The following is a 22,094-nucleotide window of genomic DNA, read 5'->3' on the forward strand; positions in this document are numbered from 1 at the left end:
GGGCGGAAAACTTGCACCCGCCCGTAGATCTTCTCGTAAACGATAAGCGCCCGAACTCAATACCCAGGCGCTTGATTGTTAAACGTGAATACTGGCCCGAGTTCGACCCGAGGTAAGAACCCCGAGCTTGCGTATGCCGCCTGTGTGGATGCTGATTAAGCGAAGGTTTCGGCCGTTTGCGTAGCGAGGTCAATCACGCATTAGTGTGAACATGGGGTCCACTTTTGCCGTTATTACGTTACTATCGTTAAAAAACGTAAAGGAGGCGGCAAGGGACATGGCGACAAGAGGGCAGAGGATATCAGCGAGCCTCGTAGGGGCATGCCTCGGGGTGTTGCTGGCCATGAGTCAGGCGCAAGGCCAAAGCTGGCCTGAGAGCATTGAGATTGAGCAGGGCGGGAAGCGTACGACAGTGGCGATGGATACGCTGCGCGCGCAAGCCGACGTCAGTTTTCGTTTTTATGACCCCTACCTCGGCCGCGAGGTGGATCTTCGTGGCTTGGAACTAGGCGACTGGGCGCGAAATACCTTCGGCCAGGAGGTCGAAACGTTGACGCTCACCGCCATGGACGGATTTCAGGTCGCATTTGACGAGCTTCCTGGGGCGAACTGGATCTTGGTCACTCACCTTGATGGCAACGCCCTCGGGCTGCGCGATAAAGGCCCGCTGCGGTTGGTGGAGCGCGACTATGGCGATCGCGATGTCGATAACCTGCGTCTGTTTAACGACTGGATCTGGATGATCGAGCGCATCGAGGGGGCGCCGTGATTCGTCGTCTTTGCCAGATGCGAAGCGGCTGGCTGTGGCTCAGCCTTGCTAGCTTCTCGACGCTAGTGCTGCTGGTTATCTACGATATGCGCCTGGTGACACCCGAGATCGACCGCTACTTCAGCCAGCAAGACAACGTGACCGGGCATCAACTGGCGACGCGTTCGCGTATGTTCTTGCACGATACGCTGGAGGCGTTGCTCACGGAGACGCCCTCGCTGGAGTCGGCGTCAATGTCGCTGGATATCGCCTACGGCTTTCTGGATATCGACGTCTATCGTGAGCGCTATGCGTGCACCGAGCGCTCCCTATCCGATATTGACGCCCTGCAGCGCCAGCTCATGAAGGCCTCTACTCCCGAAATCGCGCGGATCATTGAGGCGCTGCTTCCGGTCCTTGAGTGCTTGACGGATATCGAGATCGCGCAACGGGTGCAGCGTAGCGCGACGGTCAACGCCTTCGTGGACGAGGCGCGCCAACACCAGACGCTTTTATTGATTGGCACTCTGATCGTTTATCTGCTGGGACTAATCTTTTGGTGGTTCCACGAAAAACAGCGTCGCGCCACCGAGAAGGCCTCACGCGAGAGTCTGCGCTGGATGACCAAGGCGCTTCGGGATCCGCTCACGGGGGTGGGCAATCGCGATGCCCTTTACCAAGATATCGCCGAACAGCCCGACGAGCGGATGGGCCTGCTGTTGATCGATATCGATTACTTTAAGCCCTATAACGACTGCTTGGGCCATCCCGAAGGCGATCGCCTGCTTCGACGGTTAACGCACTTAATTGAGCAGGCCATGGGGGAAGAGGCCACGCTTTATCGGATGGGAGGCGACGAGTTTGCCGTATTGATGAACTGCAACACGCGCGAAACGTTGCAGCAGCGGTGCGCCGCCCTGGTCGATGCCGTTACCCGCGAAGCGATTACGCATCCAGACTCACCGATAAGCACGATGGTCACGCTCAGCGGCGGAGGGGTATGGTTCTGTCCAGCCGATACGGGATTTGAGCACGCTTACGCCGCCGCAGACGCGGCACTGTACCGTATCAAACAGGCCGGCCGCGATGGCTGGGAGGTGAGTCATACAGGGACGTCTTCCCAATGCCCCGCATAGACCTTGACCGGTGCGCTTCTGGAGCTGCAAAAATCGCCATAACGGCATGGGGGTTAGATGAAAACGATAGGCCTGATTGGCGGAATGAGTTGGGAATCTACCCAGATCTACTACCGGCTGATGAACCAAAAGGTAAGAGACGAGCTTGGCGGGCTGCATTCAGCAAAGCTGATTCTCTACAGCGTCGACTTTGCCGAGATTGAGGCGCTGCAGCAGCGAGGAGCGTGGCAGGCCGCAGGAGAAATACTCGCCACGGCAGCGTGCGCGGTCGAATCGGCCGGCGCCGACGTGGTGGTTCTCTGTACCAACACGATGCACAAAGTGGCGCCTCAGATTGAACAAGCCATCAGCACTCCCTTTCTGCATATTGCCGATGCCACCGCTAACGTGCTCAAAAAGGGAGGCGTTACCCGGGTGGGACTGTTGGGAACAGCGTTCACGATGGAGCAAGCGTTTTACCGCAGTCGCCTTGAGGAGCAGGGTATCGAGGTGGTGATCCCCGATGATCGACAAAGAGCGCGTATCCACACCGTGATTTTTAACGAACTCTGTCGCGGTGAGATAAAAGCAGCGTCAAAAGCCGCCTATCTGGAGGTGGTCGCGTCACTGGCGGCGCGCGGTGCTCAGGGGGTCATTTTAGGGTGCACCGAAATCGGCCTTCTGATTCAAAGCACCGATACAGATGTCCGTCTGTTCGACACGACAGCAATCCATGCGGAGCAAGCCGTTCAGTATGCGCTAGGCCGGTTTTAGCCGCACACTCCATGCACGACAGTGAGTGTGCGGGTTATTGCCCCTCTCGCTGTTCTCCCGAGCGCTTTCGTTCCGGCCATGCCAGGGCGACCATAAAGAGCACCACCGCGAGCAGCGGTACCGAGGCGCCGGGAGCCTCCAATAGATAGAGCGTCAGGCCGCTTGCCAGGCACCAGAGCGCAGGGATAATGGCAAGTGCCCAGCGCCACCGCGACGGTGTGAGCATGGCGATGGTACCCAGAGTGGCGATGGCCAGCGGGTCTGGTGTGAGCGCGAACACTTCAGCGCCCATAAGGCCACGCCCGAAGGGGAGCGCCAGAAGGGGATGCAGCACCAGGGCATACAGAAAGAGCCCGACCCCGATGACGCGCGACACGCTCCAGCGGTTTTGAAGTTCAAACGCACCCTTAATTGCCCACAGCGCCAGCAGCAGCCCGTGAAGCACAAAAAACGGCACCACGTAAGGAATGCCCAGATTGATAGGCGCATAGCGCTGCCAGAGAAAGGCCCAGGCAACGAATACCCAGCTCAAGGCCAGGGCCGCGAACGCTAAACGAACACGCCAAGCCGTGGGTCGCAGCAGCGCATAAAGGATGGCCACCCCCAGTGCCAGGGCGAAAAACTGCGCCGGCCACAGCGCTTGGTTGTGCATCACGAACAGACGCTCGTAGACCCGCAACGAAAACATCAACAAATCCCCGGGCCGATAGCTCGTCCACTCGCTCATCATCGATATACTCCGTCAAAGACGCTGAACATAGTCGGCCATGGCCCGGCGCCTGGCGGCATCCGGCAGCGGGTTTGCGGCCGCTGCCATGTTCTCGCGCACGTGATCGGGGCGGGTGGTCGCGGGAATGGCGCAGCTAATGTCGGGATGCGAGATGATGAATTTGAGGATGAACTGCGCCCAGTTACCGGCACCGATATCCGACGCCCAAGACGGCAGCGGTTTGCCCTCCAGACGCCGGATCAAGCGCTTTCGCTGAAAAGGACGGTTGGCGATCACGCCGATACCGCGCTCTCGCGCCAGCGGCAGCAGCCGCGATTCGGCCTCGCGATCGACGATGTTGTAGGTCAGCTGCACAAAATCCAACGGATAATCGCGCATGATGCGCTCCATGGTGTCGTGGCGACGCCCATGCGAGGTGGTAATGCCCACATGGCGTATCTCACCGGCCTCTTTCATGGCGAAAAGCGTCTCAAGGTGCTCCTCCCAGGCCACCAAGTTGTGGACTTGCAACAGATCAAAACGGGGAATGCCCCATGCCTGGCGTGACGCCTCGATCTGCGCGGACCCCTCATCCGGGCGGGATGTCCAGACTTTATCGGTGGCGTAGACCTGCTGAGCGGCACCGAGCTTCTCAAGGCCGTGGCCAATGGTGGCTTGGGAGCTGCCGTACATCGGCGACGAGTCGATCATGCGCCCGCTCATGGCAAAGAAAGCCGCCATGACCGCCGTGCACTGCTCAAGAAGCACAGGGTCATTGCCCACGTTGAAGGTGATCCAGCTACCCAGCCCCACCAGCGGCAGAGGGAAGTCGGTGCCGGGCAGCGGACGCTTCAGTGGCGACTTTTCTTGCGCCTCGGCATGAATTGCCGGCATGGCCGCCGCCGCAGCAAGCGAGGCCATGCCCTGTAGTAACCGGCGACGTGTCAGAGTGCGGTGCGTCATGAAGGCCTCCCGAGCCGAGATAACAGTCAGAGTGTAGTTAACTCGGCTGCATTCGAAACCTGAAAGGTCATCCTTCGTTTAGGAGAAGTGACGCAGCTCAGCGGGATTCAGCCCTTGTAGGGTCCCGGGTGATGGCTGATTCGCTCAATCACCACCGTCGCCATCGCCACCACCACCATCGCCACCACCCTCCTGGGAGGAGTGATCAGCGAACGCATGGTGCGGTGACGAGCGACGCCCGCGCTTGCCTGGCCAAAGACAGATAAACGCTAATACCGCACCAAACCAGGCGCCTTCCTCGGGGGAGCTCGCCGTTGTTTCCACCACGGCCAAGTAGCCGCCGATCGCCATCGGCACGGCAAACGCAAGCCGCCAAGGCAAGCTGCGGATATAGTTTCGCCAACGCGACATGAGGGGGCCTCCTCTCTTTGTTGCTCAGCGCTGCTTGGTGAGTACAAGGTAAGAAGTGCTTACATCGATCGCAACCCGCCACTTTTCGATAACGCCGGCAGCAATGCCGATATAGGTGATAAGATCCCTTTCCACATACTGACGATTCTTGCCACAGTGTCTTCAGATAGCTGAAGAACTGGGTCCGATGGAAACACGAAACACGCCTTGAGACTCTCCGATGCGTTTGCAGTACAGCGGGCCTTGGCCTGAAAACATTGGCTTTTTATTGCTGCCACGCTTTTCCATGATGGCGTTTTTTTCGGCCGTTGAGCCGCTGCGCATTGCGAATCGTATTAGCGGGAAAGCGCTGTTCACCTGGACCCTTTTTAGCCCAGATGGTGAGCCGGTCACGGCCAGCAACGGTATGACGCTGATGGCGGACAAGCCGATGGGGAGTACGCTGGCGTTGTCGTCACTGGCAATATGCAGCGGCTTTGAGCCTGAGATGCACTTAAACCGTTCCCTGATCGCTTGGTTACACCGACTGGATCAAGCGGACTGTGCGCTGGGAGGCTTGGATACCGGCTGCTTTCTGCTCGCCGCCGCCGAATTGCTTAAAGGCGAGCGGGTAACACTGCACTGGGAGAGTCTGCCGGCGTTTCGTGAGCGGTTTCCGACGTTAGAAACGTCTGATGAGTTGTTTGAACTTGGCGAACGACGCTTTTCTTGTGCAGGCGGAGCCGCCGCCATGGACATGGCGTTAGAAGTGATCGCGCGCCGGCATGGCGCCAAGCTGGCGGTGGATGTTTCCGAGCAACTGATTCATGAACGATTGCGGAGTCGTAGCGATCAGCAACGCATGACGCTGGCGCGACGGTTAGGCACGCATAACCATCGCTTGGTTGAGGTGGTGCGTTTAATGGAGCGCCATCTTGAGGCACCGCTCTCCCTTGCTGAGGTCGCTAAGCGTAGCGGTGTTTCCTCGCGTCAGCTGCAGCGCCTTTTCGAGCATGAACTGGGGTCAAGCCCCCGGCACTGGTATCTTCAACTACGGCTTATGCGTGCCAAACGTTTGCTAATGGAAACCGATATGGACGTGCTGGCGGTGGGTATCGCGTGCGGCTTCACCTCAAGCTCCAGCTTTGCCCGTGCTTTTCGCGCCCATTTCGGCTACTCACCACGAGAAGCCCGCGGGTAAGCGGGGTTGTGATTCATTATGTCGCTTTTTGATGCTTGAATGTCGCTTTGTGTCATGACTTGCTGGCCCATACCGGCACACTAACAGAGTGTTTTCGCCATAAAAGGACGCTCTGCATGAAAAAGCTATCAAAACGTCATTTCTTATCTTTCTTTCCCCAATCGACCCTATTCAAAACGGCCGGGTTATCGGCGGTATTGATGCTTGGGGCCAGCCCAGCCGTTGCCTCGCTGAAAGACGTACGCTTTGGCGTACCGCCGTGGCCTGGGGTGACCGTCAAATCAGAAGTGGCAGCCCAACTGATGGAGGCCATGGGCTATGACACACGCCAGAATGACTTGGCGGTGAGTGTGATTTTGGAAGGCCTGACGCGTAATGATCTTGATGTTTATCTCGGTGGCTGGTACCCGGTACAGACCGACATGGTCGAGCCATTAATCGCCAAAGGGAAGGTCGAAAAGCTGGTCTCCAACATTCAGGGCGCCACGTCTGGTTTGGTAGTGCCGCAGTATGTCTACGACGCCGGCATTACCTCGGTGGCTGACCTGGATGCGCATCGCGAACGCTTCGATGGCGAGATCCAGGGTATTGAAGCCGGTACCGGGATCAACACCGCTATTCTTGGGGCGATAGAGGGAGATATCGCAGGGTTAGGGGACTGGAATCTTCGCGAAAGCTCAACGGCGGCGATGCTGGCGCAGGCCGAACAGAAGATGGCCAACGAAGAGTGGGTCACGTTCGTCGGTTGGGAACCGCACTGGATGAACGTGAGTTTCGACCTGGCCTACCTGGAAGACGCGGATGAAGCGGGCATTGCGGATATTGAAAGTACGGTGTGGACGGTTGTTCCGGCAAGCCTCGCGCAAGAAGATCCTCACTTGCACCGCTTCCTATCGCAGTTTGTGGTGGATATTGAAGACCAGAACGCCTGGGTACATGGCTACAGCTATGAAGATCGCCCCGCCGATGAGGTGGCGACAGAGTGGATCGAAAACAATCTCGACACAGTGGCCGAGTGGCTCGACAGCGTCGAAGCCCGCGACGGCACGCCTGCGATTGAGGCAGTGCGCGCCGCTTACTAAGGCTTAGCGTGTTAAGCGCACTGCAAGCGCCTGGCAAAAATCCTGCCAGGCGTTTTGCATGTCGGGCAGCAGTGCATGGGCATGCAACGCACCGTGAACCATACTTGAGGCACAGCGGTAGCCCACCTCAGCACCTGCTTTGTGCCACTCTGCCACGGCCGCTTCCAGTGGAGCGGTGAGGGGGTCGTGTTCGACGGCTAGCACCTCCTGCGCTAACGAGGGCGGTCGTCTAGTGGGCTGTGCTTCAGGATAGAGATAGAAGGGGCACAGCGATAGGACATCGGCGCGACTGAGAAGAGGCGCATCTGGGCCCAGCGTGTCTTCGCTGAGCCCCTCAACCGGCGGATAAATCAGACCAAGCGGTACCTTGGCGTTAAGACGTTTGGCGAGATCCATGACCAGCCGGCCCCCGGCGCTATCGCCCGTGAAAGCAATAGGGCTGATCGCATTCGCCACTGCCTGGCAGTCCGATAGCATCTCAGCGTAAGTGGCCTCCGGTGCCAGGCGATAATCCACGCTGATCACTTCATGGCGTAATTGGTCGGCTAGGCTGGCTGCAATACCGTGATGGCTGCGCACCGAGCCAAGCGTAAACCCACCGCCATGCACATAGAGCACAGCCTCGGAGGTCGCTTCTTGGGGTGAGAAGCGGCGTACTGCGACGTTCGCCACCCTCTCATCGCTAACGCTAAGCCCCACCGGGTCCGGTGGCGCGAACTGCTGGCACAAGGTGTCGTAGCGACGACGGGCTTCAGGCCAGCTAACGCCCTTCAGCGCTGCTAGCCCGGCGGCAAAACGTTGAGTAAACGCCAAGCTATTCATGGCGGCGAATCCCTATTTTGCGTCCCGCAAGGTTTGGCCAAGCGTGAGTATTAGCCTTTGGTAAAGCGTCGATGGCGGCTTCGATGGAGGCAGGAAAGGGCGCAGGACGTTCGGCCTGGCTGTCGATACCCATGAGCATCTGCTCGCTAGTGGCCAGTATGTTCCTTGTTTCATCGCGCAACTCAAAGAAGACATGCAATCGCTTGGCGTCGCGATCCAATAGGGTCAGCGCGACGTTGAGCGGTTGGCCTTCGTGGGCCTCGCGGCGGTAGCAGAGGTGTGTCTCCAAGGTGTAGACCGTGAAGGCATGCTCCTCGCGCCCGTTGGCGTCCAGGCCGATATCATCCATCAGCGCTTCTACGGCTAAAGAAAATACCTTGGCGTACTCAGCATCGTTCATATGGCCGTTATAGTCGACCCACGCCGAGGCGACCTGGGTCTCCAGAATGAGCATCAGATGCGTCCCTCCAAGCCTTCGGCTTCGGGCCAGTACTTCTGGACAAGGCCGAGTAATTCGACCAGAAAATCATCGCGGCGCTGGTCAAGCTCGCCAACCGAGCGGCCGGCGGCTTGATACTTACAGCCCTGTACCACGCGGTCGATCAATTCGTCGGTGAGTTCGGGAGCCTCAAGCTTGGTCCAAGGGAGTTTCAGTGCTGGGCCAAACTGCTCAAGCATGTGGCGCATGCCTTGTTCGCCACCGGCCAGGTGAAAGGTCAAAAAGGTACCCATGAGCGACCAGCGTAAGCCACAGCCGTAGACGACCGCCGCATCGATTTCCTCGGTGGTGGCGACACCGTCATTCACCAGGTGCAACGCTTCACGCCAAAGCGCTTCCATCAAGCGGTCGGCGATATGCCCCTCGATTTCACGGCGCACCACAAGCGGGCGCATGGCCAGTGACCGATAGAGCACCTGAGCGCGCTCCGTTTGCGCTGGCTCGGTGGCCTCGCCCCCGACCAGTTCCACGAGTGGCAACAGATAAACCGGGTTGAAGGGATGGGCGACGATGACCCGCCCCGGTGCCTTGATGCAGTCGCGTTGCAGGTCGCTGGGTTTGAAGCCCGAGGTGGCAGAGCCAATAACCACGTTTGAATCCGCCGCCGTGTCGATGGCAGCAAGTACCTCTCGCTTGAGGGCCAACCGCTCCGGCACGTTTTCTTGGATCAAGTCGGCATTGGCGACGGCGGCGTCCAGGTTATCCACGAAGGTAAGGCGCTTAGGGCTTGCTCCCTCGACTAAGCCGCGTTTTATCAGCGAAGGCCAAGCATTCTCGATAAAAGCGTGAGTTCGCTTAGGGGCTTTGGGGTCAGGGTCGAAAGCGACAACATCCCACCCTTGTGCCAAAGCGCGGGCAATCCATCCGTTACCAATGACGCCGGTACCGATCACTGAAAGTTGACGGTTCATGCCCCACCCCCTTCGATGTTGCCATTAGTCGGATTGCGTAGCTTCAAATGAGCCCGTGTCTCGGCCGGCGTCATCACGCTGGCACCGAGGTTTTCGAACAAGGTCGTCGCTTTTTCCACGAGTTGCGCGTTCGTTGCCAACACGCCTTTCTCGAGATAAAGGTTATCTTCGAGACCGACTCGGGCGTGCCCCCCTAGCAAAACGGCTTGGACCGCCATGGGCATCTGATGGCGGCCAATACCAAACGCCGCCCAGTTAGCGTTTGCCGGTAGCTTGTTACGCATGGTAAGCATTGTCTCGGTATCGGCTTCGGCGCCCCAGGGAATGCCCAAGCAGAGCTGATAAAGCGGGTCGCCATCGATCAGTCCCTCTTTTTGCAGTTGGCGCGCAAACCCAACATGGCCCAGATCAAAACACTCTAGCTCCGGCTTGACCCCAGCGGCTTGCACTAACCGGGCATGCTCGCGTAGCCACTCTGCGGTATTCACATAGACCATGTCGCCAAAATTGAGGCTGCCACAGTCCAGCGTGCAGAGCTCGGGGAGTAGCTCGCCCACCGGCGCATGACGCTCAGCTGGGGTCTGGATATCGGTGCCCGGGCCGCCGCGAGTGGGGTCCATGGCATCGGGGATCCAGTCGCCGCCGCCGCCAGCGGTAATGTTCATCACGATGTCGGTATCAGCTTCGCGCACGCGCTCCATCACTTCCCGGAAGTGATCCGTTGAGTGGCTAACGCCACCGGTTTGCGGGTCTCGCACGTGAATGTGCGCCACGCTGGCACCGGCTTTGGCAGCCGCGATGCAGTCGTCGGCAATTTGCTTGGGGGTCACTGGGACATTAGGGTTTTTACGTGTAGTGTCGCCAGCACCCGTGACAGCACAGGTGAGAATGACGTTGCGGTTCATGCTTCGCTCCTTACGCGACTGAATGATATACGGGGCATTTTGACGGCTTGCCGGGGCGGGATATTGTGATAAAACGACACTCGGTATACGTGAAACGACTTTTGGTCATGGTCTAACGGTCAGCGTTGCCTGAGGGGATTGCCTTACGCTTGGCACCGGGGCGGTATTTTGATGACACTGGCCAACAACATGCGCGCCGCTGCAAGGGCGGAGGTGATGGGATGAACTTGACGCCTGATCAAGTCATGTTTTCGATAGATACGTGAAAAGAGCGCCACGAGCTAATGGGCAACAACGACGACAATGGTGACAAGCATATCGGTGACAAGGGGTCGAAGACCGAGCTGGCGGAGAACCGCACTGAATTCGCCGAGGACCGGACGGTGCTCGCCAATGAGCGGACCCTAGCCGGGTGGTTCCGCACGGGGTTGACCGCGGTGGGTGTTGCGCTTGGCTTTCATGCGCTATTTGGTACCGTCTCGCCGCGCTGGGGGGTAAAGCTGATCGCGACCGCGTTCTTATTAGTGGCCGTCGTGATCTTCGTCGCGGCAACGTGGCACGCGGTAGCCGTGATGGGCCGACTGAACACGCACGTGCTGCGCTCTCAACGTCAATCACGGCCCCTTGTCATTGGTGCCACTCTCGCGACGGCGACCTTGGCGCTGACCTTGGTGCTTTGGATCTTGGATTGAAGCACCTCGGCATTCATCAGCAAGATTAAACGGTTGGTGCCAGTCGCCTGAAGGTCACAAGACAAAAATGTCGCAGGAGGGCGGAGAGCCAATGTGGCACCTATACGTCGCATAGGTGTCACAAAACGCCTTGATATCGCCATCAATTCATCATCTTTTTGTCATCCAGGTTGGCTAGTGTCTCTTGAACCAAAACTTGTCGACGAGAGAGACACTGATGAGTCATGAGATCGAAGATCATCGCCTGTTGAACCATAGCGATAACGAACCCTTTGCCAATGTGCTCGCCAAGCGCGTATCACGCCGCGATGTGATGCGGGGCGGGCTTGGGATGGCCGCAGCCTCCATGTTGAGCATGGGCGGCGCCGGCGCGGCGCTGGCGGCCACGGCATCGGATAAAAAACCGCTAACGCTGGCGTTTGAAGCGGTGATGGGAGCCCATCAAGATGCCGTGATAGTGCCCGAAGGTTATATCGCCCAGGTGCTGGTGCCTTGGGGAACACCGCTGAACGAAAGCACGCAATGGAACCCGGCGCACGCGATGAGTGCCGAGCAGCAAGCCGTGAGCGTGGGAATGCACCATGACGGCATGGCGGGCTTTGCGCTGGAAGAGAGCAGTGCCTCGCAACGCTTTGTGCTGGCGTTGAACAATGAGTATATCGATCAAAGCGCGCTGTGGGCGCCGCAAGGCGGCCCGACTCATGCAAAAGAAGGGAAACGTCCCGCAGAGGAGTCACGCACCGAGATCAACGCCCATGGTGTGACGCTAGTGGAAGTCCGCAAGGAAGGCGATGGCCGCTGGTCGCACGTCCCCGGCTCAAGCTACAACCGCCGCCTGACAAGCGCCACGGTAATGGCAATGGCGGGCCCGGTGGCCGGTAGCGATTACGTTAAAACGCGCTTCTCTCCAGAGGGAACCCAAACCCGCGGCACCAATAATAACTGCGGCAACGGCGTGACCCCTTGGGGCACCTATATTGCCTGCGAAGAGAACTGGCCGAATATCTTTGTGAACACAGGCGAGCGGTTTGCCGATGACGCGCGCATTGGCATTCCCACCGAGCGCAGCCGTTACGGCTGGGAAACCTCGGCAGGGGATAGCAGCGAAGTGGATGGCGAGTTTGCCCGGTTTGATATCACCCCGCGTGGTGCTAGCGCCCTTGAAGACTATCGCAATGAGGCGCGCACCTTTGGCTATCAAGTCGAGGTTGACCCCTACACGCATCAGCCGGCGGTAAAACGCACCGCGCTAGGCCGCTTTCGCCACGAAGGGTGTTGGCTAGGTAAGCTGGAACCGGGCAAGCCGGTGACGTACTACTCGGGGCATGACGCGCGCAATGAGTATGTGTACAAATTTGTCTCTGATGCTGCGTGGGACCCTGCCGATGCCAATCGACCCGGTGAGCAATACGACCGTCTAGCGATCGGTGCTAAATACTTGGATCACGGCACGCTTTATGCCGCGCGTTTTGACGCTGACGGTAGCGGCGAATGGCTGCCGTTAACCCCTGACGCCACTACCCTTGACGGGCGTAAGTTACATGCCGCCCTGGGCCTCCCCGCGGACGACTTAGCAGGTATTATCGTGAACACTTGCGATGCCGCCGACCTCATGGGCGCCACGCCGATGGACCGTCCAGAATGGGCCACCGTTGATCCCGCCTCGGGTGAGGTCTACCTGACACTGACCAACAACAGTCAGCGTACCGAGGCCGAAAGCGACGCCACCTATACCAATGACGGTGACGGTATTACCCAGAGCGGTGTGGGCTATGCCACTGCGCCAACCAATGCAGCCAACCCAAGGCCGGACAATGGCGCTGGCCACATCGTGCGCTGGAAAGAGGCGGGTAACGGCACTGCCTTCCAGTGGGAAGTGTTCATTTTTGGCGGCAGTGCCAGCGACGGTAATAATCCGTCGGGGCTAACGGAAATTAACCAGTTCGCCAGCCCCGATGGGTTATGGTTTGATGAGCGTGACAATGGCGAAGGTATTTTGTGGATTCAGACCGACAATGGTTACGACAGCATCGCCGAGTACACCAACGATCAGTTGCTGGCCGTTGTGCCCAGCGCACTCAAAGCCGGTAATGGCGGCAGTGATGCCGTCGTAAAGCGTCACAACCAACACCACATCAAGCGTTTTGCCGTCGGTCCCAATGGCTGCGAAGTGACAGGTATTTTTGCCACGCCGGATAAAACCGCGTTATTTATCAATATTCAGCACCCAGGTAATTGGCCTGCTGATGGCCAGGCACTAACGCAAGACGCCACCCTGGAAGCCTCGGGTAGCGTGCGTCCGCGCGCGGCGACGGTGGTTATCCAGAAAAAAGACGGAGGGCCAGTGGCTGTCTGATAGTGACGCCTCATCATCCTAAAATGCCAGCCAGCTTTAACTGACTGGCATTTGGGGTTACCGCGGCATTTTGCCCCGCGAAATCTTCTCGTCCTCCTCTTATGATCTTTTCGTTTTTTTTATTAACTAAAGATTATAAGAGACTTCCATGCGCCACCTTCCTTTCGCTCCGCTACCACTGACTATACTGGTTTCGCTTGTCGCCATGCCGACTTATGCCCAGCAGAACACGCTCATAGTTGAAGCTCATCGTGGACTACCGGGGGAAACCCTCTTAACACCGCAGGCCTCACCAGCACCTGCAGCAGATGCCGCCGAGTGGCTGCGCCGCGTGAATGGCGTCGAGGCTATCCGTATGGGCGGCCATGGGCTTGACCCCGTGATTCGGGGGCAGCAGGGCAACGCGCTCAATATTCTGGTAGATGGGGGTTACGTGTTCGGCGGTTGCCCTAACCGCATGGACCCACCTACGGCTTACGCGCCGCTGCATAGCTTCGATCGCGTCACCGTGAGTAAAGGCGTGACGACGTTGCAATACGGTGCCGGCGGTAGCGGCGGCACCGTGTTGTTTGAGCGTAATGCGCCTGACTTCACCCGCAATCGCTCCCCTCAAGGCAATGTAGGTGCCACCTATGATGATAACGGTGAGCGTGCTGGAATGTATGCCCATTTAGTGGCCGGCAACCCGCAAGGGTACGTGCGGGTTTTTGGTGAGCGACAAGAGGCGAGTGACTATGAAGACGGTAGTGGGCAGCGTATTCATAGTGGGTTTGAAACCACTAGTGGTGGGCTGACCCTAGGCATGACGCCACAAGAGGGTACCGAGATCGCCTTAGGTATTGAGAGCGTGCGTGAGCGCGATGTGAAATTCGCCGGTGCAGGTATGGATTCGCCTAAAAGTGACAACGAGACAGTGCGGCTGCGTCTTGATCACGCTTTCTCCGATACGCTGCGCATGGAACATCGTCTCCAATACACGACCATCGACCATGAGATGGATAACTACTCGCTGCGCACGCCCCCCACCATGCCTAACGGCATGCCGATGCAAAGGCGTTCACCCACGGAGTCCGACACTTTCACGCTTAAAAGCATGCTGGAGCAGCAACAGGGCGACAGCGATCTTCGCGTGGGCATTAACGTACTGCAGAACGAGCGTGACGCCGACATCATCAACGATGCCAACGATATATTGTTGTTCAACTCTTGGCCGGAAGTGATGACACGCCAGAGCGGTGTTTTTGCCGAGCTTGACCATTACTTGAACGATAGCATCACTGTTAGCGGTGGGGTGCGCGTGGACTATGCCCAAGCCAGTACGAATGCGGCCTATAAAACCAGTGATGCGGGTAATATCGCCGCCAACTTTTACCGCAGTGCCTATGGTGTTGAGGGTGACCTTGACCACGATAGTGTATTGGTCGGCGGGTTTTTGCGTGGCGAGTTACAGCTAAACCCAAGCAAGACACTTTACGCGAGCCTCAGCCGCGCCGAACGCGACGCCGATGCCACCGAGCGCTACTTTGCGAAGGGTGACTGGGTCGGTAACCCTACGCTTGACGCCGAAGCGCATCATCAAGTCGATATCGGCGTGATTCATCAGCAAGAGAACGCGCGCTGGGAGGCGTCTGCTTATGCGGACCGTGTTAATGACTATATTTACCGTGATAGCGCGATAGTTGCTGGCATGAACAGGGGGAACCCAGTCACTCTTTATCGCCACATCGATGCCACGCTTTATGGTGTGGAACTCTCCGGTGAGTGGCGTTGGGCGAAGGTGTGGGAAACCCGCGGCCAGTTAAGCTGGGTTCGCGGCGATAACCTAGACGACGGCGGCGCTCTGGCTGATATCGCCCCGCTACGCGGTCAGCTAGCGCAGTTTTATCAGCGTGATGACTGGGAGGTAGGGCTCACCGCTCGTTTCTCAGACAATCAAGACCGCCTTGGGCAAGGGGAAGTCGCCACGTCGGGCTACGTAGTAGTGGATGCCGAGGCTTCTTGGCAATGGAATGATGTCACGCTGCGGGCCGGCGCAAAAAACCTGCTCGACAAAACCTACCGTGACTTTCTCAATCGTAACCGCAGTGCCGGCGACCCTTTCTTAGCCGGCGAGATGTCGGGCCAAGCGCTACCGCTGAATGAACCTGGCCGGAGTCTTTGGTTAGGGGTGGATTACGCATTTTAGCGCCGCGAGCCACGTTAATGCTGCCACCATCAGCAAGCTATATTATGACGCCTTGCCTTCTTGACCATACTCTTTGGCGTAGTAAAGAAGCGGCACCACTAGAAGCGTCAGCAGGGTGGAAACCGCCAGGCCAAAGATTAGCGAGATGGCAAGGCCATTGAAAATAGGATCGGACAATATAAAAAAAGCGCCGAGCATGGCGGAAACGGCAGTCAAAGCGATAGGTTTGAGACGCACGGCGCCAGCTAGCACGACGGCTTCCTCAAGAGCGACGCCATCATCGCGTAGTTGGCGAATGAAGACGACAAGCAATATGGAGTTGCGCACGATGATGCCGGCAAGGGCAATCATGCCGATCATGCTGGTAGCGGTAAACTCTCGATCGAGCAGCGCATGGCCTGGCAGAATGCCGATGAGTGTTAAGGGAATAGGGGCCATGATCAACAAGGGCAGACGGTAGGAACGGAATTGAGCCACCAATAGCACGAAAATCAGGAAGACGCCCACACTATAAGCCAGGCCCATGTCCCGGAAGGTTTCGTAGGTAATCTGCCATTCGCCGTCCCACTTTATGCTCGCACGTTCAGGCAATACCGGCTGATGGATGAAAAACTGCTGTGGCGCATCGTTATGGGCGGAAAGCTTTTCCACCGTCGCAAACATGCCGTAAAGAGGCGAGTCAATTGCACCAGCCATGTCCGCAGTGACATACGTTACCGGTTGGAGGTCTTTGTGGTAGCGCACTCCCTCCCAATCAACCTCTTTTATCTCAGCGATACTGGATAGCGGTACTTGAGTGCCATCCCGGCTTCGCAGAGTCAGCGAAAGTAGCCGAGCGGGCTGAGCCTTGTCGCCTTCCTCAAGAATCAGACGAATGGGCACGGGGTACTTGGCCTGTTCATCGTGTAGGTAGCTGACCGCACTTCCGTCGATACTGCTCTGAAGTGCCATGGCGACTTGAGCCTGAGAAACGCCCAAACGCACGGCCCGATCACGATCAACGACCACTTGCCACTTGTGAGTAGGCGCATGCAGCGTGGAGTCGATGTCGACCAAGCCTTTGACCTCGTGCATCTGTTCGGCGACTCGGCTTGCCAGGGCAGCACGCTGCTCAAGCGTGACGCCATAGACTTCCGCGACCACCGGCGAGAGCACAGGCGGACCTGGTGGTACTTCAACCATCTTCACGCGGGCTTCATGGCGCTCGCCGATGGCTTGTAACGGATCGCGCAGGGCAAGGGCTATGGCATGTGAGCTGCGTTGACGTTCATCTTTATCTACAAGGGTTATCTGGATGTCGCCTTGATAAGGTGCCTCGCGTAAATAGTATTGACGAACGAGGCCATTAAAATTGATCGGAGAGGCGGTGCCGGCATAACTTTGCCAGTGGGCGATCTCAGGCACTTCCTCTAGGTGGCGACCCATATCCAACAGCACCCGTTGGGTTTGCTCCATAGGGGTGTACTCAGGCATATCCACCACAATCTGCAGCTCAGACTTGTTGTCGAAGGGCAGCATTTTGAGGATCACTATTTGAAAGAGCGGTAGTGAGATGGCACCGAGCAATAGTCCCAGCAGAGCCATTCCCAGTAATCGCCTTCGCCAAGTATGCTTGCCAAGAAAGGGGCCGAGCAGCGCCACAAAAAGCTGTTTAATGCGTGGGTTTACTCCTTCGCCCGCGTGGCTTTTTTCAGTTTCGGGTACCTCCTGGCTCTTCGTATCCTCAATGTCTTTGTTTTGATGCTTTTTAGACAGTAAGCGCATGGCAAGCCAAGGGGCAACGACGAAGGCTACCAGTTGAGAGATGACCATTCCGGCGGAGGCGTTGATAGGAATGGGGCGCATGTAGGGCCCCATCAAGCCAGAGACAAACGCCATGGGAATCAGGGCCGCCATGATGGTGAGACTTGCCATGATCGTAGGAGTGCCGACTTCATCGACGGCCAAGGGGATGAGGCGTCGAGCGGCGCCGTTACTGTTGGCGAGCCGCCGGTTGATGTTCTCGGTGATGACGATACCGTCATCCACCAAAATGCCGATGGAAAATATCAGCGCGAATAGCGAGACCCGGTTGAGTGTGAATCCCCATGCCCAAGAGAATACCAGGGTCAGCAGCAGAGTGATCAGAACAGCCGTGCCGACGATCAGCGCTTGTCGCCAGCCCATGGCGGCAAGCACCAGCAGCATGACCGCCAAGGTAGCTGAAATGAGATCACTGATGAGTGTCTCAAACTTGTCGGTGGCCGTTTTGCCATAGTCGCGGCTAACGATGACCGCTATGTCGGGGGGAAGGATGCGGTTGGTAAGGGCTTCTAGGCGCTCCTCAATGGTGGTCGTGATGTCGATGGCATTTTCGCCGCTCTTCTTGGCGATGGCGAGGGTCACGGCGGGATAGAGGTGACCGGGCACAGCGTCGGGCTGGTCGGACTCGCCTGCCGGGCCAAATCCCATCATCACGCTCTGGTCGGGTACGGTGCCACCGCGACGGATATCAGCAACATCGGAAAGGTGAATAGCAGCGCCCTCGTGCATGCCCACTACCAAGCGGCGTACATCGTCTACTTCCTCGAGCAGGGTGCCGGCCTGAAGCGGCAATGAAAGGCTATCTCGGGTTATCCGCGTTTCGCGGCTGCTGGTGTTAGCGGCAGACAGCGCACTCTTCAGGTCATCCAAGGTCAAGCCAACACCACTTAGTCGCGCCGGGTCAAGGCGCACATCTACGCGGTCAGGGATGCCGCCGATGGTATACACATCCCGGGTACCTGGAATACGTTTCAGAGCCACTTCCAGGGTATGTGCCAGGCGGGTCAGTTCTTCACCGCCATGGCGTTCGCTTGGATCATAGAGGGTCAGCGTCATAACGGGCACATCATTGATGCCGCGTGGCTTGATTAACGGCTGACGCGCACCCAGAGCCGGCGGTAACCAGTCCTGGTTCGAATAGACTTGATTGTAGGTCCTCACAAGGGCTTCCTGCCGTGGAAGACCCACCTCATATTCGAGGGTGATCACAGCTTGGCCCGGTCGCGATACCGAGTAAACATGCTCGATACCCGTAATCTCGCTTAAAACCTGCTCGCCGGGGGTGGCGATTAGGTTTTCTACCTCCGACACGCCAGCGCCAGGAAAGGCCACGATAATATCGACCATGGTGACTTCAATCTGAGGCTCTTCTTCTTTGGGCGTGATGAGAATCGCGAACAAGCCCATCAAGATGGCCATCCCGGCCAAAAGCGGCGTTAGCTTCGCGTCTTGGAATACCCGAGCAATAGCACCGGAAGGGCCGACAGGGTTTGCGGAGTCCTTCATCAAGGGTGGATCCTCGGCTCAATAAGGACACGCTCGCCAGCGTCAAGTCCGGAAAGCACTTCAAGGCGTTCATCCTTTTCAATACCGATCCGTACCTGGCGTAGCCTTGGTTGATCATTCTCGTCGAGCACGTAAACGGCGCGAAGCTCACTACGTTGAATCAAGCTATCGACAGGTATCCATAAAGCATCGCGGCTTGCCACCCCCACCGCGACCTTAGCCAGCATGCCCGGCAAGATGCCGGTACCGGGTGCTAGTAGGCGCAGACGTAAACGGACCGTGTCGCTGCGGGGGTCTGCTTGAGGGTAGATCGTCAATGCACCGGTATTAAGCATTTGCCCCTCGTCCACGCTGACATGGATGCGCGGGTTGTCACGCACTTGAGATAGATATCGACGGGGCAGGGCCGCTTCCACCCGAAGTGGTGACAAGGCCAGCACGTCGAAGAGGGGTTGGCCTGGGCGCACGGCCTCACCCGGCTCCACATGGCGTCGGGTGAAAATGCCATCACTTTTTGCGCGCACTTGTGTATAGGCAAGCTGCTGTTCGGCTTCGGACACCCTTGCAATGCTTCGTTCGCGGCGAGCTTTTGCGGCCTCCAGGCGGTTAGTGGCCTGGTCAAAGGCTTGCTCTGACGCAAGATCACGATTTCGGACGGCTCGGATGCGCTCAAATCGCTGACGTGCATCGACGAGGTTGGCTGCGGCCTCATCAAGACTGGCCTGGGCCTGATTCCATCCGGCGCGTTGCTCGCTATCTTCTAATTGCAGGATGAGTGTGCCAGCAGTAAAGGTGTCGCCGACATCAAAGGAAATTTCGAGTATTCGGCCACTGGTTTGAGCTGAAATGGTGCTTCGGTCGACAGCTTCGACGATGCCATCCAGTACCAAGGTTTCAGTAAGCGGCCCACGAGTCACAACGACCGTGTTGGGTGCGTCGCCAGCCAGACATGTCATGGCGGGTATTGAGATAAAAAAGCCAATGAGAAGCCGCCGTAAGAAAAGCGCCATGTGATGCGATCCTAAACTATTTAAGAATAACCATATACATTTTCGGTTTTCACGTAAAACATTAGCTCAGGACAAAGCGCTCATGTAGCAACATGAAGTTGACGTACTCAATAGATTGTTTTAATTTATTCAAAATATTCAATATAAATTGAATAATGAGGGTGCCATGCAAAAAAACGACGCACAAAGGCTGGAAGAGGCGCGTGATGTGATGATCAGCGCCATTGCCCAGAGCATGGTGGCGTATGGCGTCACCCCTTCCGTAGGGCGGATTTATGCCGTGCTGTACTTCGCCGAATCGCCGTTGACGCTGGACGACATCAAGGATGAAGTCGCTATGAGCAAAGCGAGCGTGAGTACCGGTATTCGCGAATTAATGGATACCGGCATGGTGGTAAAGGTGTGGAAGAAAGGCGATCGCAAGGATCATTACATCGCTGAAAAAGACTTCTTCAAAAACTTTTTGAGCTTCATGGTGAAGATGTTGCGCCTGGAGCGCAGTGTTATCCATAAAGCGATTGAACAGACCGAGCCGGTGATGGATGACCTGGCTGATAACGCCAAAGATCCCGACGTCAGAGCGCTGGCTGAAAAGGACCGGGCGCGGGTGAATGGCTCAAGAGCCTACCTGGATTGGATCATGCAGCTGGCCAATGCCATGGAGTCGGGTGAAATTTTTACGCACTTTCCCCGGCCTGACTATAACGACCCCGCATCGGGCCATGAACCCCAACTGAGAGAGCGTATTGACGATGAAAAAAAGTGAAACCGCCCTGGTGGTCATCGACCTGCAGAAAGAGAGCGGCTTTGGCTTGTTTGGACTGGATGAAGTAGTGAACAACACCCAGCGTATGATCAAGGCGTGCCGCGCGGCCGGCATCCCGGTGATCTATACCCGCCAAATTAATCGACATGATGGCGTGGGCCTCTCGCTTGATGAACCGCGCCACGCCAACGGCGAGCCGCATTTCTACCCGGATAATCGCGACAGCATCGAGATCATGGAGGCGGTTAAGCCGCTGGACACCGATATCGTGATCGATAAATACCGTTGGAGTGCCTTTTTCGATACCAGCCTTGATTTGATGCTGAAAAGCCTTGGGGTGAAGCATCTGATTATTGGCGGGGTCGTGACCGATGGGTGTCTTATGACGTCGGTGTTTGATGCCTATTTCCGTGATTACCGCATTCAGCTCGTACACGACATGTGCACCGCTTCCAATGAAGGGGCCCATATGGCCGCGATGACCATCATGGCCAACTGGGTCTACGCCCTCGAGGTGTTGGATACCGACAACATGATCCAGTGCCTGGAAGGTCAAGACTACACCGCCTGGAACGCTGACGAAGCCGACGCGCTTCAATTTACTCCCGAAACCCTGCGCGACACCTTCGGCAAGCTAACCGCACCGTCCTCGTCCTCGCAAAAGTGAACTCAACTTCAAAACAGGAAAGGAGAGCGTATGAAATTTTCAAGCATATCCAACACGGTATGGGTATCTGCCCTGCTCGCTGCGGGCGCTCATGCCGCCGAGCAGCGGCCATTGACCGGTGAGGGAGTCGATGACACGACTATCACGTTTGGCATGCCAGCCTGGACCAGCACGGAAGCGCCCACCGCGATTGCCGAGCAAATTCTGGAAGAGGCAGGCTATACGGTAGAGAAGAAACTGCTGGCGCAGCCGGCGATTTTTCAAGGCATGCAGGTCGAGCAGATCGACTTCTTCATGGATGCCTGGCTTCCCTACACCGAGCAGGCCCTGTGGCAAGAGTACAAGAGCGACCTGCAGAAAGTGGCCACCAGCTATGAAAATGTGCCACTCGGTTGGGTCGTTCCGTCCTATGTCGAAGAAGAGACGATTGGCGATTTAGCGGGTAAGGCGGAGAAATATGATGGTCAAGTGGTCACCATCGGAGCTGGCGCCGGCATTGTGGATATTTCCGAGCAAGTCATGGCCGATGAAGACTACGACCTTGAGGGCTATGAGCTTGCCTATACCAGTGAAGCGGCCATGATGGGCGTGCTCAGGGATAAAATGCCCAATAATGAGCCGTTCATTATCACTGGCTGGCGGCCGCACTCCATGTTTTCCCAGTACGACTTAAAGTTTTTGGAAGATACGGAAGGTCACTTCAATTACGACAGTGTCTTTGTACTCTCTTATCAAGGTATCGAAGAAAAGTACCCGCGTGCTTACGACATCATGTCTCAGTGGAGCATTAGCGTTGCTGAACTGGAAGCGATGATGGCCGCCTATGAAGATGAGGGCACGTCCTTTAAAGCATCCGCTGCGGCATGGATTGAAGATAACCGCGAGCGCGTGGACCAAATGCTCAAACAGTAAGGCATGCATGCGCCAAGGGCTCTTGAACAGTAGAGCCTTGAGCCGTGTAATTTCAGGTGGCAAGTTAACGCACGCTCC

At 57.2% G+C, this 22,094-nt stretch carries 20 protein-coding genes; 11 read left to right on the forward strand and 9 right to left on the reverse strand.

The annotated features are described in order from the left end of the window. Positions 1 to 343: 343 nt before the first annotated feature. Genes BQ9846_RS09670 through BQ9846_RS09680 form a run of 3 tightly spaced genes read left to right on the forward strand, consistent with a single transcriptional unit; the run spans position 344 to position 2,637 of the window. The gene (locus tag BQ9846_RS09670; protein WP_144049407.1) at positions 344 to 769 is read left to right on the forward strand and encodes a hypothetical protein; all 426 of its coding nucleotides are present in this window, start codon (positions 344 to 346) and stop codon (positions 767 to 769) included. Next, complete coding sequence (locus BQ9846_RS09675) at positions 766 to 1,884, forward strand: GGDEF domain-containing protein (RefSeq protein WP_235818949.1); 1,119 nt, start codon at positions 766 to 768, stop codon at positions 1,882 to 1,884. Before BQ9846_RS09670 ends, BQ9846_RS09675 begins: the two co-directional genes overlap by 4 nt. 57 nt (positions 1,885 to 1,941) lie before the next feature. After that, positions 1,942 to 2,637: an aspartate/glutamate racemase family protein gene (locus tag BQ9846_RS09680; protein ID WP_075880766.1), complete on the forward strand. Its 696-nt coding sequence runs from the start codon at positions 1,942 to 1,944 to the stop codon at positions 2,635 to 2,637. 34 nt (positions 2,638 to 2,671) lie between these two features. On the opposite strand, the gene BQ9846_RS09685 is transcribed toward BQ9846_RS09680, so the two are convergent. The 3 genes from BQ9846_RS09685 to BQ9846_RS09695 form a co-directional block, all read right to left on the reverse strand. Beyond that, a complete protein-coding gene (locus BQ9846_RS09685) occupies positions 2,672 to 3,364 on the reverse strand; it encodes a DUF6064 family protein (protein WP_075881725.1) in 693 nt (230 codons plus the stop codon). Positions 3,365 to 3,379: 15 nt separating this feature from the next. Continuing rightward, a complete protein-coding gene (locus BQ9846_RS09690; protein ID WP_075880767.1) occupies positions 3,380 to 4,309 on the reverse strand; it encodes an aldo/keto reductase in 930 nt (309 codons plus the stop codon). Between the two features lie 144 nt (positions 4,310 to 4,453). Next, on the reverse strand, positions 4,454 to 4,720 hold the full coding sequence (locus BQ9846_RS09695) for a hypothetical protein (protein ID WP_075880768.1): 267 nt from the start codon (positions 4,718 to 4,720) through the stop codon (positions 4,454 to 4,456). A 220-nt stretch (positions 4,721 to 4,940) separates the two neighbouring features. Between BQ9846_RS09695 and BQ9846_RS09700 the strand changes: the two genes are divergently transcribed. Together BQ9846_RS09700 and BQ9846_RS09705 are read left to right on the forward strand one after the other, a co-directional pair. Further along, positions 4,941 to 5,900: a GlxA family transcriptional regulator gene (locus tag BQ9846_RS09700; protein ID WP_075880769.1), complete on the forward strand. Its 960-nt coding sequence runs from the start codon at positions 4,941 to 4,943 to the stop codon at positions 5,898 to 5,900. A gap of 200 nt (positions 5,901 to 6,100) precedes the next feature. Beyond that, positions 6,101 to 6,982 (forward strand): ABC transporter substrate-binding protein, encoded by an 882-nt coding sequence (locus BQ9846_RS09705; RefSeq protein WP_144049439.1) that lies wholly within the window; start codon positions 6,101 to 6,103, stop codon positions 6,980 to 6,982. Between the two features lie 3 nt (positions 6,983 to 6,985). Here the strand turns inward: BQ9846_RS09705 and BQ9846_RS09710 are convergent, their stop codons facing one another. Genes BQ9846_RS09710 through BQ9846_RS09725 form a run of 4 tightly spaced genes read right to left on the reverse strand, consistent with a single transcriptional unit; the run spans position 6,986 to position 10,119 of the window. Further along, the gene (locus BQ9846_RS09710; protein ID WP_075880771.1) at positions 6,986 to 7,804 is read right to left on the reverse strand and encodes an alpha/beta hydrolase fold domain-containing protein; all 819 of its coding nucleotides are present in this window, start codon (positions 7,802 to 7,804) and stop codon (positions 6,986 to 6,988) included. Further along, positions 7,797 to 8,258 carry a thioesterase family protein gene (locus tag BQ9846_RS09715; protein ID WP_075880772.1) on the reverse strand — a complete coding sequence of 154 codons (462 nt, stop codon included), beginning with the start codon at positions 8,256 to 8,258 and terminating at the stop codon, positions 7,797 to 7,799. The genes BQ9846_RS09710 and BQ9846_RS09715 overlap by 8 nt, the downstream gene beginning before the upstream one ends. Then, positions 8,258 to 9,214: an L-carnitine dehydrogenase gene (locus tag BQ9846_RS09720; protein WP_075880773.1), complete on the reverse strand. Its 957-nt coding sequence runs from the start codon at positions 9,212 to 9,214 to the stop codon at positions 8,258 to 8,260. The genes BQ9846_RS09715 and BQ9846_RS09720 overlap by 1 nt, the downstream gene beginning before the upstream one ends. After that, positions 9,211 to 10,119, reverse strand: coding sequence for a beta-keto acid cleavage family enzyme (locus tag BQ9846_RS09725; protein WP_075880774.1), 909 nt, complete (start codon positions 10,117 to 10,119; stop codon positions 9,211 to 9,213). The genes BQ9846_RS09720 and BQ9846_RS09725 overlap by 4 nt, the downstream gene beginning before the upstream one ends. A gap of 284 nt (positions 10,120 to 10,403) precedes the next feature. Here BQ9846_RS09725 and BQ9846_RS09730 point away from each other — a divergent pair, with 284 nt between their 5' ends. From BQ9846_RS09730 to BQ9846_RS09740, 3 genes are all read left to right on the forward strand, one after another. Next, entirely contained in the window at positions 10,404 to 10,811 is a 408-nt protein-coding gene (locus tag BQ9846_RS09730) for a YidH family protein (RefSeq protein ID WP_075880775.1), read from the forward strand. A 217-nt stretch (positions 10,812 to 11,028) separates the two neighbouring features. Next, positions 11,029 to 13,167, forward strand: coding sequence for a PhoX family protein (locus BQ9846_RS09735; protein ID WP_075880776.1), 2,139 nt, complete (start codon positions 11,029 to 11,031; stop codon positions 13,165 to 13,167). A gap of 148 nt (positions 13,168 to 13,315) precedes the next feature. Then, complete coding sequence (locus tag BQ9846_RS09740) at positions 13,316 to 15,352, forward strand: TonB-dependent receptor domain-containing protein (RefSeq protein WP_075880777.1); 2,037 nt, start codon at positions 13,316 to 13,318, stop codon at positions 15,350 to 15,352. Between the two features lie 42 nt (positions 15,353 to 15,394). Here the strand turns inward: BQ9846_RS09740 and BQ9846_RS09745 are convergent, their stop codons facing one another. Beyond that, positions 15,395 to 18,661 carry an efflux RND transporter permease subunit gene (locus tag BQ9846_RS09745; RefSeq protein ID WP_075880778.1) on the reverse strand — a complete coding sequence of 1,089 codons (3,267 nt, stop codon included), beginning with the start codon at positions 18,659 to 18,661 and terminating at the stop codon, positions 15,395 to 15,397. Next, positions 18,661 to 19,671, reverse strand: a complete 1,011-nt coding sequence (locus tag BQ9846_RS09750; protein WP_075880779.1) for an efflux RND transporter periplasmic adaptor subunit — start codon at positions 19,669 to 19,671, stop codon at positions 18,661 to 18,663. The genes BQ9846_RS09745 and BQ9846_RS09750 overlap by 1 nt, the downstream gene beginning before the upstream one ends. 166 nt (positions 19,672 to 19,837) lie before the next feature. Here BQ9846_RS09750 and BQ9846_RS09755 point away from each other — a divergent pair, with 166 nt between their 5' ends. The 3 genes from BQ9846_RS09755 to BQ9846_RS09765 are packed head-to-tail and all read left to right on the forward strand — an operon-like array spanning position 19,838 to position 22,016. Continuing rightward, positions 19,838 to 20,437, forward strand: coding sequence for a GbsR/MarR family transcriptional regulator (locus BQ9846_RS09755; protein WP_075880780.1), 600 nt, complete (start codon positions 19,838 to 19,840; stop codon positions 20,435 to 20,437). Further along, complete coding sequence (locus BQ9846_RS09760) at positions 20,424 to 21,104, forward strand: cysteine hydrolase family protein (protein WP_075880781.1); 681 nt, start codon at positions 20,424 to 20,426, stop codon at positions 21,102 to 21,104. Before BQ9846_RS09755 ends, BQ9846_RS09760 begins: the two co-directional genes overlap by 14 nt. Positions 21,105 to 21,134: 30 nt before the next feature. Next, positions 21,135 to 22,016 carry a glycine betaine ABC transporter substrate-binding protein gene (locus BQ9846_RS09765; protein WP_075880782.1) on the forward strand — a complete coding sequence of 294 codons (882 nt, stop codon included), beginning with the start codon at positions 21,135 to 21,137 and terminating at the stop codon, positions 22,014 to 22,016. The last annotated feature ends 78 nt before the right edge of the window (positions 22,017 to 22,094 follow it).

The sequence above is a fragment of the Vreelandella massiliensis genome (assembly GCF_900155385.1).
GTDB lineage: Bacteria > Pseudomonadota > Gammaproteobacteria > Pseudomonadales > Halomonadaceae > Vreelandella > Vreelandella massiliensis.

Coding starts and splice junctions, on each gene's coding strand:
- BQ9846_RS09685 (WP_075881725.1), bottom strand. CDS start 3,364: ATGAGCGAGTGGACGAGCTATCGGCCCGGGGATTTGTTGATGTTTTCG.
- BQ9846_RS09690 (WP_075880767.1), bottom strand. CDS start 4,309: ATGACGCACCGCACTCTGACACGTCGCCGGTTACTACAGGGCATGGCC.
- BQ9846_RS09730 (WP_075880775.1), top strand. CDS start 10,404: ATGGGCAACAACGACGACAATGGTGACAAGCATATCGGTGACAAGGGG.
- BQ9846_RS09755 (WP_075880780.1), top strand. CDS start 19,838: ATGCAAAAAAACGACGCACAAAGGCTGGAAGAGGCGCGTGATGTGATG.
- BQ9846_RS09670 (WP_144049407.1), top strand. CDS start 344: ATGAGTCAGGCGCAAGGCCAAAGCTGGCCTGAGAGCATTGAGATTGAG.
- BQ9846_RS09680 (WP_075880766.1), top strand. CDS start 1,942: ATGAAAACGATAGGCCTGATTGGCGGAATGAGTTGGGAATCTACCCAG.
- BQ9846_RS09765 (WP_075880782.1), top strand. CDS start 21,135: ATGAAATTTTCAAGCATATCCAACACGGTATGGGTATCTGCCCTGCTC.
- BQ9846_RS09700 (WP_075880769.1), top strand. CDS start 4,941: ATGCGTTTGCAGTACAGCGGGCCTTGGCCTGAAAACATTGGCTTTTTA.
- BQ9846_RS09760 (WP_075880781.1), top strand. CDS start 20,424: ATGAAAAAAAGTGAAACCGCCCTGGTGGTCATCGACCTGCAGAAAGAG.
- BQ9846_RS09705 (WP_144049439.1), top strand. CDS start 6,101: ATGCTTGGGGCCAGCCCAGCCGTTGCCTCGCTGAAAGACGTACGCTTT.
- BQ9846_RS09735 (WP_075880776.1), top strand. CDS start 11,029: ATGAGTCATGAGATCGAAGATCATCGCCTGTTGAACCATAGCGATAAC.
- BQ9846_RS09745 (WP_075880778.1), bottom strand. CDS start 18,661: ATGAAGGACTCCGCAAACCCTGTCGGCCCTTCCGGTGCTATTGCTCGG.
- BQ9846_RS09725 (WP_075880774.1), bottom strand. CDS start 10,119: ATGAACCGCAACGTCATTCTCACCTGTGCTGTCACGGGTGCTGGCGAC.
- BQ9846_RS09710 (WP_075880771.1), bottom strand. CDS start 7,804: ATGAATAGCTTGGCGTTTACTCAACGTTTTGCCGCCGGGCTAGCAGCG.
- BQ9846_RS09715 (WP_075880772.1), bottom strand. CDS start 8,258: ATGCTCATTCTGGAGACCCAGGTCGCCTCGGCGTGGGTCGACTATAAC.
- BQ9846_RS09740 (WP_075880777.1), top strand. CDS start 13,316: ATGCGCCACCTTCCTTTCGCTCCGCTACCACTGACTATACTGGTTTCG.
- BQ9846_RS09720 (WP_075880773.1), bottom strand. CDS start 9,214: ATGAACCGTCAACTTTCAGTGATCGGTACCGGCGTCATTGGTAACGGA.
- BQ9846_RS09695 (WP_075880768.1), bottom strand. CDS start 4,720: ATGTCGCGTTGGCGAAACTATATCCGCAGCTTGCCTTGGCGGCTTGCG.
- BQ9846_RS09750 (WP_075880779.1), bottom strand. CDS start 19,671: ATGGCGCTTTTCTTACGGCGGCTTCTCATTGGCTTTTTTATCTCAATA.